This window comes from Comamonas sp. B21-038 (assembly GCF_022387135.1).
In the GTDB taxonomy this organism is placed as follows: domain Bacteria; phylum Pseudomonadota; class Gammaproteobacteria; order Burkholderiales; family Burkholderiaceae_C; genus Comamonas; species Comamonas sediminis.
Genome location: NZ_CP092462.1, coordinates 199,735 through 216,335, shown reverse-complemented (window position 1 = coordinate 216,335; position 16,601 = coordinate 199,735). Strand labels below are relative to the sequence as shown.

Genomic DNA, 16,601 nt, shown 5'->3' with positions numbered 1-16,601 from the left:
GCATCACCGGCGTGCAGCACCTGGAGGCAGGCTGCACCATCGCGGACCGGTGGAATGCCAGGGAGAAAACATGCCAACGCCCTGCCCCTGGAGCCTGATGCGTTGCGTGCGCCATCACAGGCCGGACGATGGCTTTTTGGGCCGGAAACGTGCCACGCGTGCCGCGCCCGACTGCACATGGGTGCGCACACCCGCTTGGTGCTTGTACCACTGGGGCGTCGCGCCGCGCTTTACGCGCCAGTTCTTGCGCGGGTGGTGGTAGACCGGCGCCACCGCCGATGCCGAGCCACTGTCATAGCTCTCGGCATAGGGATCTGCGGTGTAGAAGCTGTCGTCGCTGGCCGATGAAGCCAGGCCATTGGCCTGGTCGTTGAGGTTTTTCTCGAAGTCTGCCGAATTGGTGCGGATGGTGTTTTCCACATCCCGCGCGGCCGACTCGACGTTCTCTTTCATCTTGCGCAGCTCGTCAAGCTCCATCGAGCGGTTGACCTCGGACTTGACGTCGTTGACATAGCGCTGCGCCTTGCCCAGCAAGGTGCCCACCGTGCGCGCAACGCGCGGCAGTTTTTCAGGGCCGATGACGATCAGTGCCACCGCACCGATCAAGGCCATTTTGGAGATACCGAGATCAAACATTCCAGTCCCATCGAATGCACAGCAACGGTTGCTGCGGCTGGCCCGCAGCCCCAGCGGCGCGCATATCAGCCCTTGTTCTTGGCTTCTACGTCGATGGTGGAGTTCTTGTCAGCGACGGGCGACTGGCCCACCTGCTGTGCCGTGGTCGTCGTGGGGGCAGCGGGCGAGGCCGAGTCACTGCCGTCCTTGATGCCATCCTTGAAGCCCTTGACCGCACCACCCAGATCGGTGCCGATGTTCTTGAGCTTCTTGGTGCCGAACACCAGCACCACGATGAGCAGAACAATCAGCCAATGCCAAACAGAAAAGGAACCCATGAAATTCTCCTAGCGAATATGCACATTTTAGACGCCTTGGGCATCTACCAGTTTCGTAATACTGTCACAGGGCGAGGTCATCGCCGTTGGGCGGAGCCAGCGCTCAGCCCTTTTTCCAGGGCCGGGGGCCGCCCAGCAGGTGGATGTGCAGGTGGTGCACTTCCTGGCCGCCCTCCTCGCCGGTGTTGACCATCAGCCGGAAACCCCCTTGCGGATAGGGGTTGCAGCCGTTGTCCAGCGCCAGTTGCGGTGCCTTGGCCAGCATGCGGCCCAGCAACGGAGCATCTTCGGCACCGACCTGCGCCATCGACGGGATGTGCCGCTTGGGCACCATCAGCAAATGCACGGGAGCGGCCGGGTGGATGTCCTTGAACACCAGCATGTCCTCGTCCTCATGAACCTTGCTCGACGGGATTTGGCCGGCGATGATTTTGCAAAAAAGGCAGTCGGGATCGTGCATAAAATTCTTATCTCTCAAAACAACGGCGGCGCCGCAGCGGGCAGCCACCAGCACTGGGCACGGTACAAGCAGCAACCGTGCCAACCATCAGTAAATTACACCTTGAAGCCAGAACGCACACCGACATCGGCGCGGTGCTGGGTCAGCCAGTTCTCGCCGGACACACGGCCCCGCTCAAACAGTTCGCGCACAAAGGGCGCATCGGAGCGGTTCTTGCTGGACGCGCCATAGCTCTTGAGCACGGCACCCCCATCCACATGGTGCATCAGCATGTACTTGTAGCGTTCACGGTCCAGCTTGCCTTCATCGAGCAGGCGGCGCACAAAGCCCATCGCCCGCAACTCGGCCAGCAAGCTGGCGTTGAAGGTGATTTCATTGATACGGTCCATGATTTCCTGGACGTTGGTGGGCACCTCGTTGTACTCAATCGGGTTGAGCTGCACCAGCAGCACATCGCTGTTGCCGGTCTGGTAGATCAGCGGGTAGAGCAAGGGATTGCCGGAGTAGCCGCCGTCCCAGTAGTGCTGGTCCTTGATCTCGACCGCCTTGTACATCATCGGCAGGCAGGCGGAGGCCATCACCGCATCGGCGGACAAGCGCTTGCCACTGAACACCTCGCCCTTGCCGGTACGCACATTGGTCGCGCAGACAAACACCCGGGGGGCATTGCGGCCTTGCTCGTGCTGCAAAAAGTCGAAATCCACCACTTTCTCAAGCAGACGGCGCAGCGGGTTGATATCGAGGGGATTGGTCTGGTAGGGCGAGAGCCACTGGCTCATCATGTCCCAGATGGCCTTGCCAGCCATCGGCACGCCCGCCATCAGGCTGCCCATGGTACCCACGCCTTCCCAGAACTGGGTCAGGCTCTCCCGGGCCGATTCGCAGCCGGCCTCATGGGCCTTGCGCCGGTCTGTCTGGGTCGCTGCCGCCTTGCCATAGCCATAGGCCATCACGACGGCATTCATCGCGCCGGCACTGGTGCCGCTGATGCCCTCGGCCCAGAGGCTGCGGTCAGCCAGCAAGGCATCGAGCACCCCCCAGGTGAAGGCACCATGCGAGCCGCCGCCTTGCAAGGCCAGGCTGATCGGGGGGGTGTTTTCGTCCACCCCCTTGGAGCGCGGCAGGCGTTTGGGCGCTTCGGCTTCGACGGGCACCGGCTCTCCCGGCAGCGCTGGCGCTTCGGGCTGCGGCTCGGCGCTAGCCATGGATGGCCTGGTCTTTGTTCATTGCCAGCATGCCGCGCACGATGCGATAGAGGAACCACAGCGAAATCAGCGTCCAGGCAATCCAGCCAGGGACGAGGAACAGGATCCACAGCGGCGCGGTGACCACATACAGGATGCCGGCCCAGATGACGCTGCGAATGCGCCAGGAGAAGTGGCTTTGCTGCCAGGTGCCTTGCGCATCGCTGCGCTTGACGAGGTCGATCACCAGTGCAATCAGCAGCAGCACGATGCTGGCCTGCGCGCTGGGCACCACCGCCGCCACTGCCACGATCAGGTGCAGCAGGTAGCTCACCCAGCCCCAGGTCTTGAGACTTTCCATTGCGGCCGAATCCACAGTCTTCACGTCAACGACATCATTCATGCGGAACTCCCTTCTTCAGCTTCACGGTTTTTTACCTTGCGCATCGCCTTCTCTTCCAGGCCACTGAGGCCTTCGCGGCGTACCAGTTCATTCACCACATCAGCGGGGCTCAGGCCATAGTGGGCCAGCGCGACCATCGTATGAAACCACAGATCGGCGACTTCGTACACCAGTTTGGAGGCGGGCGCCCCGTGGTCCACATCCTTGGCAGCCATCACCACCTCGGTCGCCTCCTCTCCCACCTTCTTCAAAAAGGCGTCGGGCCCCTTGTGCAGCAAACGGGCCACATAGCTGGCCTCGGGATCACCGCCATTGGCAGGTTTGCGCGACTCCAGCACTTCGGCCAGACGCATCAAGGCATCCGTCGAGGACATGGCAGCAGAGGGGGAGGTATCGGTCATATCGGAAATATAGCGAAGCAGCCGCAAAGGGCTGCAAAGGAAGGCGGATGCTGGACAGGGATTATTTGTAGATCGATTCCGGGTCTTTCAAGACCGGATCGACCGCTTGCCACTGGCCATCACGCAACACGCTGTAAAAACAGCTGTGGCGGCCTGTGTGGCAGGCAATGCCCGGCTCATGCCCCGTCTGGGTCACGCTCAGCAGCACCACATCATTGTCACAGTCAATGCGGATCTCGTGCACGGTCTGCACATGGCCGGACTCTTCGCCCTTGAACCACAGCTTGCCGCGCGAACGGCTGAAGTACACCGCCCGGCCCAGCTCGGCCGTGTGGGCCAGCGCCTCGCGGTTCATCCAGGCAAACATCAGCACATCCTTGGTGTGCTGCTCCTGCGCAATCACGGGCACCAGGCCCTGCGCATCCCATTTCACTTGATCGAGCCAGTTCATGCGGGGAATTGTCTCGCATTCAATGCAGTTGTGCGCACTGCAGGGAGAAAACAGCCCCCAATGCAACCGGCCCGGTGCAGCGAATGCAGCCGGGCCGGTGGGGTTGAGGGTCAAAAATGGTCAGTCCTGCCGACCACGGCCCTGGCGATGCGGCAGGGCCCTGCCTGCCAACAGCATCAGCAACAAGGCCACCAGACCCGTCGCCCATGCAGCATTCACAGGCACTGCCTTGACGGCAGCTGGCGGTGTGCTGGTGAACACGGCGGACGCGGAGGCCTCGCTATTGGCCGCGACAGGGTCGTACACATCGCTGCTGGCGCGCGTGTTGATCGTGATGGCAGCCGTCGAGCTCGGCGTGAACTTGGTGGTACAGGTGACCGACTCACCCACCGCCAGCGAAGCGATCGGCGGGGTCGGCGTACACACGGTGACCGCACCGGCCGGTGCGCCGCTCACATCGCAGCGGGCATTGCTTGCCGTGGCGGGGCCTGCGTTGCGGCAGACCGAGGTCAGCGTGAACTCCACGCCCACCTTGGCATCGATGGTCGCAGGCATGCTCACCTGCATATCGGCCGCTTGCGTCGGCGTGCTCACCGAGCAGGCTGCACTGCAACTGCCTGGTGCACTGCTGTCCACAATATTGACCACATTCGGGCTGCTGACCGTGTCCTCCACGCGCACCGTGTACTCGAAAGCCACCGTGCCCGGTGCCTGAGCGCTACCGCCGGGCACCGTCACGGAACGGTTGCAGGTGCTGCGCGATGCGCCGCAACCCGCCGTCCACCCTTCGTCGGTACCGGCATAGCGGGTGCCCACAGGCACCGTCTCCGTCAGCACCGTCGAGCCCGGCGTACCGCCCGTGTTGCTGACCAGGACCTGGTAGGTCAGCTTGTCACCGGGCTTGATCACATAGCCGGCAGGCACGGGCGCATCGTTGACCTTCACCAGCACATTGCGCACCGTCACTGCCGAAGGCGTATTGCCGTTGACAGCCTGGGTGGCCGTGTTGTTTGCGGTGTTGCTCTCATAACTATCGGTTGCCGCCGTCATGCTGGCGCTGATGGATCCTTCAGCGGCCGTGAAGGTCGCTGTGCAGCTGATGCTTTCGCCCACTGCAAGCTGGGTGTTGGCACCGCAAGTCGCTGCAATGCTGTTGCCGCCGTTGTTCACGGTCATCACGCAGCTGGCATTCACCGCCTCCACCGGGCCGTTGTTGGTGCATTGGCCGGTGATGGTCACGCTGTCGCCAACCACCACGGCGCCAGATGGAATCGTCGTGATCTGCGCTTGCATGTCCGCGACCGCATTGGCCGTTTCCGCCGTGCAGCCACCGGCCGCGCAAGCGGCTGGCACATCGCTGGTCACCGTATTGATGATCTTGCCGCTGCTGGTCGCTGGCGCCAGCACTTCCACCGTGAACTGCACGGTCTGCTCGCCCGGTGCGCCTGCGCTCTGCGCGGGAACGGTCACACTTTGCGTGCACGTGCTGGCTGCTGCGTCGCAGGCATGGGGTGCCAGGCTCCAACCCTGGTCAGGGTTAGCGGCAGCGCCACCGACAAACCTGGTACCTTCCGGCACGGTTTCGGTCAGCTCCAGGGTGCTGGCGGTACCGCCCGCATTGGTCACCCGCAGGTGGTAGGTCAGCGTGTCACCGATCTTGGCTGCATAGTTGTCAGGGACTGCAGCACCGTTGACTTGCGCCAGGGTCTTGGCGATGTTCAGCTCGGCCGGCGTATTGACCTTGACGGTCTTCGTTGCCGTGTTGTTACCTGCAGCCGGGTCGTACAAGGTGTTGCTGGTCGCAACGCTGACTGCGTAGTCACCCGCATCACTTGGCGTGAACTTGGTGGTGCAGGTGATGCTCTCACCAGACTCCAAAGTGGCGGCTGGGCTCACAGGCGCGCAAGTGGTAACCGCATTGGCTGGCGCAGTCACGATGCAAGATGCGTTGAGCGCGCTTTGTGGGCCCTGGTTCTTGCACACGCTGGTGTAGACCAGTTCCACACCGGTGGTGCTGGTCGGTCCTGGCGTCACAGCCACGGTGGCCTGCATGTCTGCACGTTGCGTGCCGGTCGTTACCTGGCAAGCGCTGCAGCTGCCAACGCTGCTGGTGGCCGTGTTGACAATGGTGGCAGTGCTGCCAGGGCCCGCCACGGTGACGGTGTAGGTCACCGAGCTCGTTTGGCCCGCGCCCACTGCTACCGTCTGGTTGCAGGTGCTCGATGCTGCTGCACAACCGCCGCCCCAGCCCTCGCCCGTTCCCGTGTAGCTCGTGCCTGCTGGCACCGTCTGGCCCACATCAGTGCTGCCTACGGTGCCGCCGGTATTCGCAACCGTCACCGTGTAGGTCAGCACATCGCCGGGCTTGGCCAGATAACCAGCAGGGACAGGGTTACCGTTCACTGCGGTCAACACATTGGTGGTTACCAGGCTAGCCGCAGTGTTTCCCACCGTGGACTTGGTGTCGGTGTTGTTCGCCGTGTTGCTCTCGTAGCTTTGCGTAGTCGTATGGATGGTGGCGCTGATCGCACCTTCTACAGCCGTGAAGCTGGCCGTGCAGCTGATGCTTTCGTTCAATGCCAGATTCACATTGACACCGCAGCTTGCCGGGATGCTGTTGCCGCCGTTGTTCACGGTCATCTCGCAGCTGGCATTTACAGCGTCGGCGGGGCCCTTGTTGGTACAGACGCCAGTGATGGTCACGCTTTGACCCACCACCACCGCCGTAGCTGGGATGTCGGTGATCTGCGCTTGCATGTCTGCCACTGCTTTGTTGGTCTCCACCGAGCAGCTGGTGCCGGTACAAGCAGCCGCCACATCGCTCAGCACGGTATTGGTGATCTTGCCGTTGCTGGTAGCTGGCGCAATCACTTCCACGGTGAACTCGACGGTCTTCTCACCAGCGGCACCTTCGGCGCTTTGCGCTGGCACCGTCACGCTTTGCGTGCAGGTGCTACCTGCTGCCTCACAAACCGGTGCTTGGCTCCAGCCCTGGCTTGGGTCGGCTGTAGTACCCACAAACTGGGTGCCCTCTGGCACGGTCTCGGTCAAGACCGTCGTGCCAGCAGTACCACCCGTGTTGGTCACCAGCATCGCATAGGTGAGCTTGTCCCCGATCTTGGCTGCATAGTTCGCTGGCACAGCCGCGCCATTGACTTGCGCCAAGGTCTTGGTGATGTGCAGGTCTGCTGGCGTTCTGACCTTGACAGTGGCATTGGCCGTGTTGTTGCCTGGTGCCGCGTCGTAAAGATCATTGCTGGTAGCCACGCTCACGGCATAGTCACCAGCCACGCTTGGCGTGAACTTGGTGGTGCAGGTGATGCTGGTGCCAGAAGCCAAGGTAGCCGCTGGGCTGGTTGGCGTGCAGGTGGTTTGAGCGCCAGCTGGAGCGGTCACTGCGCAAGCTGAGTTCAAAGCCGTTTGCGGACCATTGTTCTTACACACGCTGGTGTAGATCAGTTCCACACCGGTGGTGCTGATAGCGCCTGGCGTCACGGTCACAGTTGCCGCCATATCTGCCTGCTGCGTGCCGGTAGTCACCTGGCAAGCCGTGCAGGTGCCCACCGAGCTGCTAACCGTGTCCACGATAGTCGCAGTCGAGCCTGGGCTTGCTACCGTCACCGTGTACTGCAGCATGCTGGTCTGGCCTGCGGCAACAGTGACTGGCTGCGCACACTGCGTGCCCGCTGCCGTGCAACCTGCACCCCAACCTTGGCCGGTGCCCGTGTAGGTCGTGCCTGCTGGTACCGTCTGACCCACTTCGGTGGAGCCAGCGGTACCGCCGCTGTTGGTAACGCTGACGGTGTAGGTCAGCACATCACCGGGCTTGGCCAGGTAGCCAGCCGGCACTGGACTGCCATTGACCAAGGTCAGCACATTGGTGGTCGCCAGGCTCGCAGGCGTATTGCCCACCGTGGACTTGGTGTCCGTGTTATTGGCCGTGTTGCTCTCGTAGCTTTGCGTAGTCGTATGGATGGTGGCGCTGATCGCACCTTCGGCTGCGACAAAGGTCGCAGAGCAGCTCAGGTTCGCACCCATTGCCAGGTCGGCATTGGCAGCGCAGGTGCCGGCAATGCTGGTGCCGGCATTGTTCACGGCCATGGCGCAACTGGCGTTTACCGCATCGGCGGGGCCGTTGTTGGTACAGGTGCCGGTGATGGTGACGCTTTGACCCACGACCACCGCCGTAGCGGGGATGGAGCTGATCTGCGCTTGCATATCAGCCACTGCATTGGCCGTCTCGACCGCGCAAGTACCGGAAGCACAGGCGGCAGCCACGTCGCTCGCCACCGTGTTCGTGATCTTGCCGTTGCTGGTCGCTGGGGCCAGGACCTTCACGGTGAACTGCACCGTTTGCTGACCGGGAACACCGTCCGTGCTCTGTGCAGGGACCGACACGGTTTGCGTGCAGATGCTGGCTGCCGCGTCGCAAGCTTGCGGAGCCTGGCTCCAGCCTTGGCCCAGGTCTGGCGCGTTGCCGCCGACGAACTGGGTGCCCTCCGGCACGGTCTCGGTCAAGACCGTGGTGCCAGCGGTGCCGCCGGTGTTGGTCACCACCATCGCATAGGCCAGCGTATCGCCGATCTTGGCTGCGTAATTGGCAGGCACAGCCGCGCCGTTGACTTGCGCCAGGCTCTTGACGATGCGCAGGGCTGCTGGCGTGTTGACCTTGACGGTCGCCGTTGCGCTGTTGTTGCCGGTTGCGGGGTCGAACAAGGTGTTGCTGGTGGCAACGCTCACGGCGTAGTCACCCACCACACCCGGTGTGAGCTTGGTGGTGCAGGTGATGCTGGAGCCGGAAGCGAGCGTTGCAGCCGGACTGGCAGGTGTACAGCTCGTCGCGGCGCCAGCAGGAGCGCTCACCGTGCATGCGGCGTTCAGGGCCGTTTGCGGGCCATTGTTCTTGCAGATGCTGGTGTAGGTCAGCTCCACACCCGTCGCACTGGTGGTGCCTGGACTGACCGAGATGCTCGCCTGCATGTCTGCCCGCTGTGTATCGGTGCTGACCTGGCAAGCGGTGCAGGTGCCTACCGAGCTGGTGGCGGTATCAACAATCGTTGCCGTGCTGCCTGGGCTGGCGACGGTGACGGTGTACTGCACGGTGCTGGTTTGGTTTGCTCCGACTGGCACGGTTTGCGTGCACTGCGTGCCCGCATCCGTGCAGCCTGCGCTCCAGCCTTGGCCGCTGCCCGTATAGGTGGTACCGGCAGGTACGGTCTGGCCCACGTCGGTGGAGCCTGCCGTGCCACCGCTGTTGACGACGGTCACCGTGTAGGTCAGCACATCGCCGGGCTTGGCCAGGTAGCCGGCTGGCACCGGGCTGCCATTGACCGATGTCAGCACATTGGTGGTTGCCAGACTTGCCGGCGTGTTGACCGCGAGGCTATGGCTTGCGCAGAAGGTGGTGGCGCTGTTCACACAGGTGGCACCGGGATCCACGCCAGGGGCGCCTGAGCCCGTGGGGTTGGTCGCCGCGTTGTTGACCAAGGTTCCGCCGGCATTTGGCAAAGTGACGGTCAGTTGCACAGTGGCAGATGCACCAGCGGCTACCGGACCCGCCACGGTACAGGTCAGCAGGGCTGCGGCGCTGCTGGGCAGCGTGCCGCAGCTGGCACCGATGACCGAGGTAGCTACCACGCCTGCGGGCAGCTGGTCCTTGATGATCGGGTTGCTGCCGGTAGCGAGCTGGCCGCTGTTGCTCAGGGTCAGCGTGTAGACGTAGCTCGAGCCGGTCAGCGCGGTGGCCGCACCGGTCTTGCTCAGGCTGACATTGGCAGGGGTGCTGGATGCGGTGGTCGCACTGGCACACACCACATTGGCGGCATTGGTACAGGCCGGGCCAGGATCCACACCGGGGTTGCCGCTACCCGATGGATGGGTGGCCGCATAGTTGACGACATTGCCGCCGCCGCTGGGCATGGTCACCGTCAGCTGGATGCTGGCAGTTCCGCCATCGGCCGCAACCGGATCGGCCACGGTGCAGCTCAGCAACGCGCCAGCAGCGCTGGGCAAGGTGCCGCAGTTGGCACCGGTGACGGCGGTAGCCACCATGCCAGGGGCCAACTGGTCGCGCACCACCAGGTTGGAGGCGGTGGCGGTCTGGCCGCTGTTGCTCAGCGCCAGCGTGTAGACATAGCTGTTGCCAGCCACGGCGGTAGCAGCGCCGGATTTGACCAGGCCGACATTGGCGGGCGTCTTCACAGCCACCGCCCCTGTGGTCGGATCGCATGCGTCCGTCGTAGCGGCCGCAGTACAGCTGGGGTCACCACCACCGCCCAGGTTGGCGGTGTTGGCAGCGCCCGTGCTGGTGGCCGACGGTGCGACAGAGACGGGAATGGTCACGACATAGCTGCCGTTGGCCAAGCCGCTGGCCAGTTGGCACGCGCCAATGGTGCTGCCGCTGGTGCTGCAACCGCTCAATGTGGCACCGCCACTGACGGTGGGCACGCCGGACAGGGTCACACCGGTGGGCAGGCTGTCGGCAATGCTGATGGCTGCGGTGGTGGGGCCATTGGCCACACCGATGGTGATGCGGTAGCTTTGGCCGCTGGCACCGGCGACAAAGTTGCCCGGCAATGCGGCCTTGGTCACGCTGAGCTTGGGATAGACCGGCGTGTTGGTGAATGTGCAGCTGATGTCATCGCCGGCTTGGGGCACCACGGTGATGGAGGTACCGGTGCCCGATCCGACGCTGGTGCCACCCGCAGTGGCATTGGTGCAGCTGTAGGTCGTGGTGTAGCGGGCCAGATTGGTGGCAGGCGTGCCGGCAGCGGTTTCGGTCAGCAGGTAGCTGGTGCCTGCCGTCGCAGTGGTCGGGCCTGCCGAGGCCGTGGTTTGCGTACCGGTGGTCGTCGCACTGGGGCCACCGTTGCTGATGCCGACCGTGAACTGGTCGGTGCTGAGAAGGCGGCCGGCGACCACCGTATTGACCGTCAGTCTGGGCGCAATGGCGGTGTTGCTGAAGGTGCAGCTGATGTTGTCGCCCGCCTGGGGCGCCAGGCTGAAGCTGGTGCCCGTGCCCGACGGCATCACGGTACCTGCGACGCCGGAATTGCTACAGCTGTAGCTGCTGGTATAGCGCGACAGATTGGCACCCGCCAGCACGGATTCGCTCAGCGTGTAGCTGGTGCCGGCGGTCGCTGTGAACACCGTGGTGCTGGCCGTCGTGCTGGTGCCGGTGGTGGACGCCGAGGGGCCACCATTGCTGATGGCCACCGTGAATTGGTCGGACGCCAAGGCCCGCGAAACAATCGATTTGGCCAGCGTCAGACGGGGCGCAATCGGCGTGTTCGTGAACGTACAGGTAATGGCATCGCCCGCCTGCGGCGTCAGCGTCAGTGTCGTGCCAGTGCCTGGCGCTACCGCAGTGCCGCCGGCCGTGGCATTGGTACAGGCGTAGCTGGTGGTGTAGCGCGCCAGATTGGTCGTGCCCGCAGCGGTCTCGCTCAGGGCGTAGCTGGTGCCCGGCGTCACCGCAAAGCCGGCAGTGCTCACACTGGTGGCGGTGCCCGCCGTCGTCGCACTGGGGCCTCCATTGCTGATGCCTACGGTGAACTGGTCGGTGCTGGCAGCGCGGGCATTGACACTGGAGACCACCGTCAACGTGGCCGATGGCACCACCGGAACGGAGTCGGTGGCACAGCCTGCGGTAGGCGTGTTGAGCGCCGTACAGGCGGCGGCGGTGGTGCTGGTGGGGTAGCTGCTGGTGCTGGGGTCGGTATTGTCGGTACCCACCTGCGCCTTGTTGACCAAGGTGGTGCTGGTCGTAGCCGAGACCGTCGCCGTCACCGCGATGCTGGCCGACGCATTGGCGGCCAAGGCACCTGCCGTGTTGTTGCAGGTCAGCACATTGCTGTCGGCGCCGGAGCCCATTGCACAGCTAAAAATACCCTGCGTCGCAGCGACCGTGACATTGCTGAGCCCGGCAGGGAACACATCCACCACCCGCACGGTATTGGCCAGGGCTTCCGCGCCCGTGTTGGCAACCGTCAGCGTGAAGGCGACCGCCGCCCCCGGCGCCTTGGATTGCGGATCGGCATGGGTCTTGGTCAGCCGCAGCGTCGGCGGTGTCTGCGCCGTGTTCAGATCAATCGCGCAACCCGCCGGAATGCTGTTGTTGGTACAGGCATTGACCTGGTCCGCAGTGGGCGCAGCGGTGGCCAGCGTGGCATCACCACCGCCCCCGACGCGCGCCTTGTTCATGTACTGGGTGCCACTGGTCATCGCGCCCGCATTGGCGAGCAGGCTGAACTGGCTCACACCACCGGCCGCAATCGGCGCGGCAGATGTACAGCTCACTTCGGTGGCGCTCAGGCGCGTGCAGGTCCAGTCCGCCGCATTGGCGCCCGTCTTGGTCAACGTTGCGGGCCAGTTCATCGGGCCCGGCAGCACATCGCGGAAGTTGATCGTGCCCACCGAGGCGGTATCGCCGGTGTTGCTGACGCGGAATGCATACGTGGTCGTGCCTCCGACGTAGATGCCGAAACGGCCATCGTCCTTGGTCAAGGACAGCTGCACGCGCTTGACCGCATCGGTGTCGGCAGCGCAGCCCGTCGCGATTTCCGATGCGATCGCAGGAGAGCAGCTTTGCGTGGACGCGACCGTCGGCGCGTTGGGCTTGCTCGAATCGCTGCCACCGCCAACGCTGGCGAGATTGACCAAAGCGCTGGGCGCCGTGCTCGCAATCGACACCGGCAGCGATATGGCGGCACTGGCACCTGCGGCGATCACCGAACTGGTCGTGCAGCTGACACTGTTGCTCGACGAGGTATAGCTGCAGCTGAACACCCCGCTGGTAAAGCTCGCCGCGCCGGTGTAGGCCATGCCGGTGGGCAGTGCATTCACCACGGTGACGGTGCCGGCCGTGGGCGCATTGCCCACGTTGTTGACCGTCAGCGTATAGGTTGTGGTGCCGCCTGCCAGCACCACGTCGGTGTTGTCAGTGTTGGTCAGGCTCAGCAGCGGCGAATTCACCGCATCCACATCCAGCGCGCAGCCTGCGGGGGACTGGTTGCCGGTACAGGCATCCACGGCAGCTTCGGTGGGCGCCGTGCTGTTGAGGGGATCGCCTCCGCCGCCGATCTTGGCTTTGTTGGTAGCCGTGGGGCCCGTCGCCGAGAGCAGTCCGATATTGACGGTCACCCCGAACACGCTGCTGCCTGCAGCGGGAATCGCGGTAGCGCTGGTACAGGTGATCAGGCGCGATCCTGCAGCGCCAGAGCAGCTCCAGTTGGCGGCATTGGCGCCCGTCAACGGCAGGGAGCCAGCGGGAATGGTCACGCCTTGGGGCAGTTTGTCCACGATGGTGACCGTGCCTGTGGTGGGGGACGCGCCCACATTGCTGGCCGTCAGCGTGTACGTGGTTTGCCCGCCCGCATTGACGATGTTGACGCCATTGCTCTTGGTCAGGCGCAGGTCAACCGCACAGGAGGCACCCGGCAAGGTGCCAGGAACGTTCGGCGACTGGAACGAAGCGATGCCCCCTTGGTTGCCAAAGGCGCCGTAGTTGTCGGTGGTGCCATTGGTGGTGTAGCCGGGTGTACCGCCATTGATCGTGGTAGTGACCGACATGCTGGACGGAGAGAAGGCGATGAAGCCGCCACCGCCGCCGCCGCCAGGGCCATGGCGGTTGGCAGCATTGGTCTGGTTGCCCGCCCATGCGTTGCCGCCATCCCCGCCACTGGCATCGATCACCGCAGATCCGCCTTCGACCGAGTGGATGATGACCGAGCCACCCGCACCGCCGCCGCCGGCGGCATCGTTTTGCACGTTGTAGCCATTGGCACCACGCACGTCGATCACACCAGTGCCGGTAACGCTCTGCGCACGCAATATGACGATGCCGCCGCCCGAAGCACCGGAAGAGCAGCGCCCGCCCGTGTCCGCGCAAGCAATGCCGTTGTTGCCATAGGCATTGTTATCGGCAGTGCCGTCATTGGTGCCACCAGCGCCGCCGCCGCCGCCGAGGAAAATGCGGTTGAAAGCGGTGGTGCCCACATAGCCACCGCCGCCTCGGCCCCCGCTGTCGACCAGCGGGTAGTTCCAGGGCCGGCCGCCCACGCCACCGGCGGCATAGTTACCGCCGCCTCCGCCGCCGGAGTTGTACTGGTTGTTGTTGGTGCCAGCCGGAGCACCATCGGCTCCGCCACCACCGGCATTGCCGGGGGCGCCTCGTGCACGTGAACCGCCGGGATAGCCTTCGGCAGTGTTATCCACCGACCCAATCCCCCCGAAGCCACTGCGTTGACCAGCTTGGAGCCATAAGCCGTGACCTTGTTGGCCAGATACCGCGGAGTGCCGGCAATACCTTCCCCTTTGCCTCCACCACCGCCTGCGCTGCTGTAGTCACCCATCCAGTCATCGCGCGAGCCACGGCTGGCGCCATTGCTGCCTACGGCGCCGCGAAAGCCTTTGCCTGCAAGGAAGATCGCCCGGTTGGCCTGGTTCTCCACCGTTGCGCCGTTGAGCGTCAGCACATCACGGGCATCGATGGCCACGACCCCGCCGGTAGCGCCGTTCCATGGCGGCGCAGTCACCCCGCTGACGGACGCGCTGGTGTACTGCGGCACGCGCACGATCTGGTAGGTCTTCTGACCGGAGGTGGCGGTCGCCGCCGCATTGCGGTAGGTGTTAGTCAGTGCGGGCGAGAAGCTCACCACCCCGGACGACACCGAGACGACACGGACAAATTCATACAGGCCGGTGCTGCCGACACTGGTCGAGCCCTGGCCGCCGCTGCCACCACTGCCATAGGCACTGGAGTTGACCGCATTGATGCTCGCATCCTGCATCTGGATGACCAGCAACAAATCATTGGCGGCCAGGGTTTTGTTGGCGGCACCGGTTCGCTGGGTGCCCAAGGTCAGGCTGGTGCTGCCAGCAGCCAGTGTCGAAGCGCCCGCGCCCGGGAAGTAATCATTCACCACCCCGGTGGCCGCCCCTGCCCCATCGTTGCCAGGTGCTGCGCACATCTGCGCCCAGACGCCGAATGGCAGAAGCAGCGATGCCACCAGCAGCACCGCACGTGCGTGCAACCAACGAAAGTGAGACAGGCAGGACAATCCCTGCGCAACGCATATCCCAAACACCGACATAGCCGACAACTCCCCAACCCTTAGACAGCGCCGCTAGATACAGTTAGCGACACCTTTCATAGTTCCATTGCAATTGCCGACGGTCTTGATATACGAATCTTCCCAGACAACCGAAACAAACTGTGACCAAAATTAGATAGATCGGGTTTATAGCATCTTGCGTTTAATGAGTGTGTGTCAACTTTAGAAACATTGTCAAACATTGCAAATCAAGGTTTGTGATCGAGAAAATCAATCATTTTTATAGAATTGCAGATCATTAATGACGAACGGCCCTGCGCTGCGGGCAAGGGGCAATCACGGCGCAGGACCGGAAAAATGCAGGCATGGATCCGGCGTGCGGAGATGCCGGGCCCTGGCCCGACACTGCCGTCCCAGCACGCAGGAAAAAGCCGGGAGGATCTGATGGCGCAGCTGTCAGCCGCGCTTGACTGGTGAGCGTGGACGGGCGTGGAAAGGCGAAGCGCGGCCGATGGGCGCTCCGCTGCTACTGGGCTGCTGGCGAGTGCGTCTGCCGAAAAAGAGCCCGCTCTCAAGCATGGCTAGCGGGCCGGTGTACGCCAGGGATGCGGGCCGAAGAGCCTGGCGAGCACCCGAATCCGAGGCGGTGTGGCCCCGAGGCCGGTGCTGGCCGGCTGGACTTCCCCGGCCGGACCTTCCCGGCCGGACCTTCCCGGCCGGACCTTCCCGGCCAGATCTAACTACCTACCCTGGGGAACGCCATTCCCCAAGCGCGCCGAGGGCATTGCAACGCTGCGGGGACCGGCGTTGAAAGCAGAAAGGGCTTGTCAGCCTTACAGGCGCACGGGAATACCGCGCTCGCGCATGCGCTCCTTGGCCTGCCGCACGGTGAATTCGCCGTAGTGAAAGATGCTGGCCGCGAGGACGGCATCGGCGCCGCCTTGCTGCACGCCATCGGCCAGGTGGTCGAGATTGCCAACGCCGCCGGAAGCAATCACCGGCACACCGACGGCATCGGCGACTGCACGGGTCAAGGCCAGGTCAAAACCGGATTTGGTGCCATCACGGTCCATGCTGGTGAGCAAAATCTCCCCGGCACCGCGCGCGGCCATGTCACTGGCCCAGCGGATGGCGTCCAGACCCGTATTCTTGCGTCCGCCATGGCTGTAGACATCCCAGCCCTCGCCGCGTTCGATGACATCCTGGCCTTGGCGGCGCTTGGCATCGATGGCCACGACGATGCACTGCGAGCCGTAGCGGTCGCTGGCGGCATTGATGACGGCCGGGTCCGCAATGGCCGCCGAGTTGAAGCTGGTCTTGTCGGCGCCAGCGTTGAGCAGGCGCCGCACATCGGCCACGGTGCGCACACCACCGCCGACGGTCAGCGGAATGAAGACCTGGCTGGCCACCGCTTCGATGATCGGCAAGATCAGGTCACGCCCATCGCTGGTCGCGGTGATGTCGAGAAAGGTCAGCTCATCGGCGCCCTGCGTGTTGTAGCGCGCTGCGATCTCCACCGGGTCGCCGGCGTCGCGCAGTTCGACGAAATTGACACCTTTGACGACGCGGCCGCCAGTGACGTCCAGGCAGGGAATGATGCGTTTGGCAAGCATGGAGGATCTCGTTGCAGATGGAAGCGGTGGCGATGGCGCCAGACGGGCAAAACAATAACACGCCCAGCGCCGGGACGCAGCC

General features: G+C 63.9%; 10 protein-coding genes. All 10 read right to left on the bottom strand.

Annotated features, from left to right (window positions below; genetic code table 11):
- Window positions 1-114: 114 nt before the first annotated feature.
- Window positions 115-636 carry a Sec-independent protein translocase protein TatB gene (tatB, locus tag MJ205_RS00945; protein WP_239810781.1) on the bottom strand — a complete coding sequence of 174 codons (522 nt, stop codon included), beginning with the start codon at window positions 634-636 and terminating at the stop codon, window positions 115-117.
- 65 nt (window positions 637-701) lie between these two features.
- Window positions 702-953: a Sec-independent protein translocase subunit TatA gene (tatA, locus tag MJ205_RS00940; RefSeq protein ID WP_239810780.1), complete on the bottom strand. Its 252-nt coding sequence runs from the start codon at window positions 951-953 to the stop codon at window positions 702-704.
- Between the two features lie 103 nt (window positions 954-1,056).
- The gene (locus MJ205_RS00935; RefSeq protein WP_239810779.1) at window positions 1,057-1,413 is read right to left on the bottom strand and encodes a histidine triad nucleotide-binding protein; all 357 of its coding nucleotides are present in this window, start codon (window positions 1,411-1,413) and stop codon (window positions 1,057-1,059) included.
- Between the two features lie 95 nt (window positions 1,414-1,508).
- Window positions 1,509-2,519, bottom strand: coding sequence for a patatin-like phospholipase family protein (locus tag MJ205_RS00930; RefSeq protein WP_407064990.1), 1,011 nt, complete (start codon window positions 2,517-2,519; stop codon window positions 1,509-1,511).
- Between the two features lie 91 nt (window positions 2,520-2,610).
- Complete coding sequence (locus MJ205_RS00925) at window positions 2,611-3,000, bottom strand: DUF4870 family protein (RefSeq protein ID WP_239810777.1); 390 nt, start codon at window positions 2,998-3,000, stop codon at window positions 2,611-2,613.
- Window positions 2,997-3,374 carry a phosphoribosyl-ATP diphosphatase gene (locus tag MJ205_RS00920; RefSeq protein ID WP_239812626.1) on the bottom strand — a complete coding sequence of 126 codons (378 nt, stop codon included), beginning with the start codon at window positions 3,372-3,374 and terminating at the stop codon, window positions 2,997-2,999. The genes MJ205_RS00925 and MJ205_RS00920 overlap by 4 nt, the downstream gene beginning before the upstream one ends.
- Before the next feature lie 88 nt (window positions 3,375-3,462).
- A complete protein-coding gene (gene hisI, locus MJ205_RS00915; protein ID WP_182328367.1) occupies window positions 3,463-3,861 on the bottom strand; it encodes a phosphoribosyl-AMP cyclohydrolase in 399 nt (132 codons plus the stop codon).
- A gap of 111 nt (window positions 3,862-3,972) precedes the next feature.
- Complete coding sequence (locus MJ205_RS00910) at window positions 3,973-13,422, bottom strand: DUF11 domain-containing protein (protein ID WP_256460978.1); 9,450 nt, start codon at window positions 13,420-13,422, stop codon at window positions 3,973-3,975.
- Window positions 13,423-13,649: 227 nt separating this feature from the next.
- Window positions 13,650-14,945 carry a hypothetical protein gene (locus MJ205_RS23635; RefSeq protein ID WP_256460953.1) on the bottom strand — a complete coding sequence of 432 codons (1,296 nt, stop codon included), beginning with the start codon at window positions 14,943-14,945 and terminating at the stop codon, window positions 13,650-13,652.
- 794 nt (window positions 14,946-15,739) lie between these two features.
- The gene (gene hisF, locus MJ205_RS00905; RefSeq protein WP_239810775.1) at window positions 15,740-16,519 is read right to left on the bottom strand and encodes an imidazole glycerol phosphate synthase subunit HisF; all 780 of its coding nucleotides are present in this window, start codon (window positions 16,517-16,519) and stop codon (window positions 15,740-15,742) included.
- Window positions 16,520-16,601 lie beyond the last annotated feature (82 nt).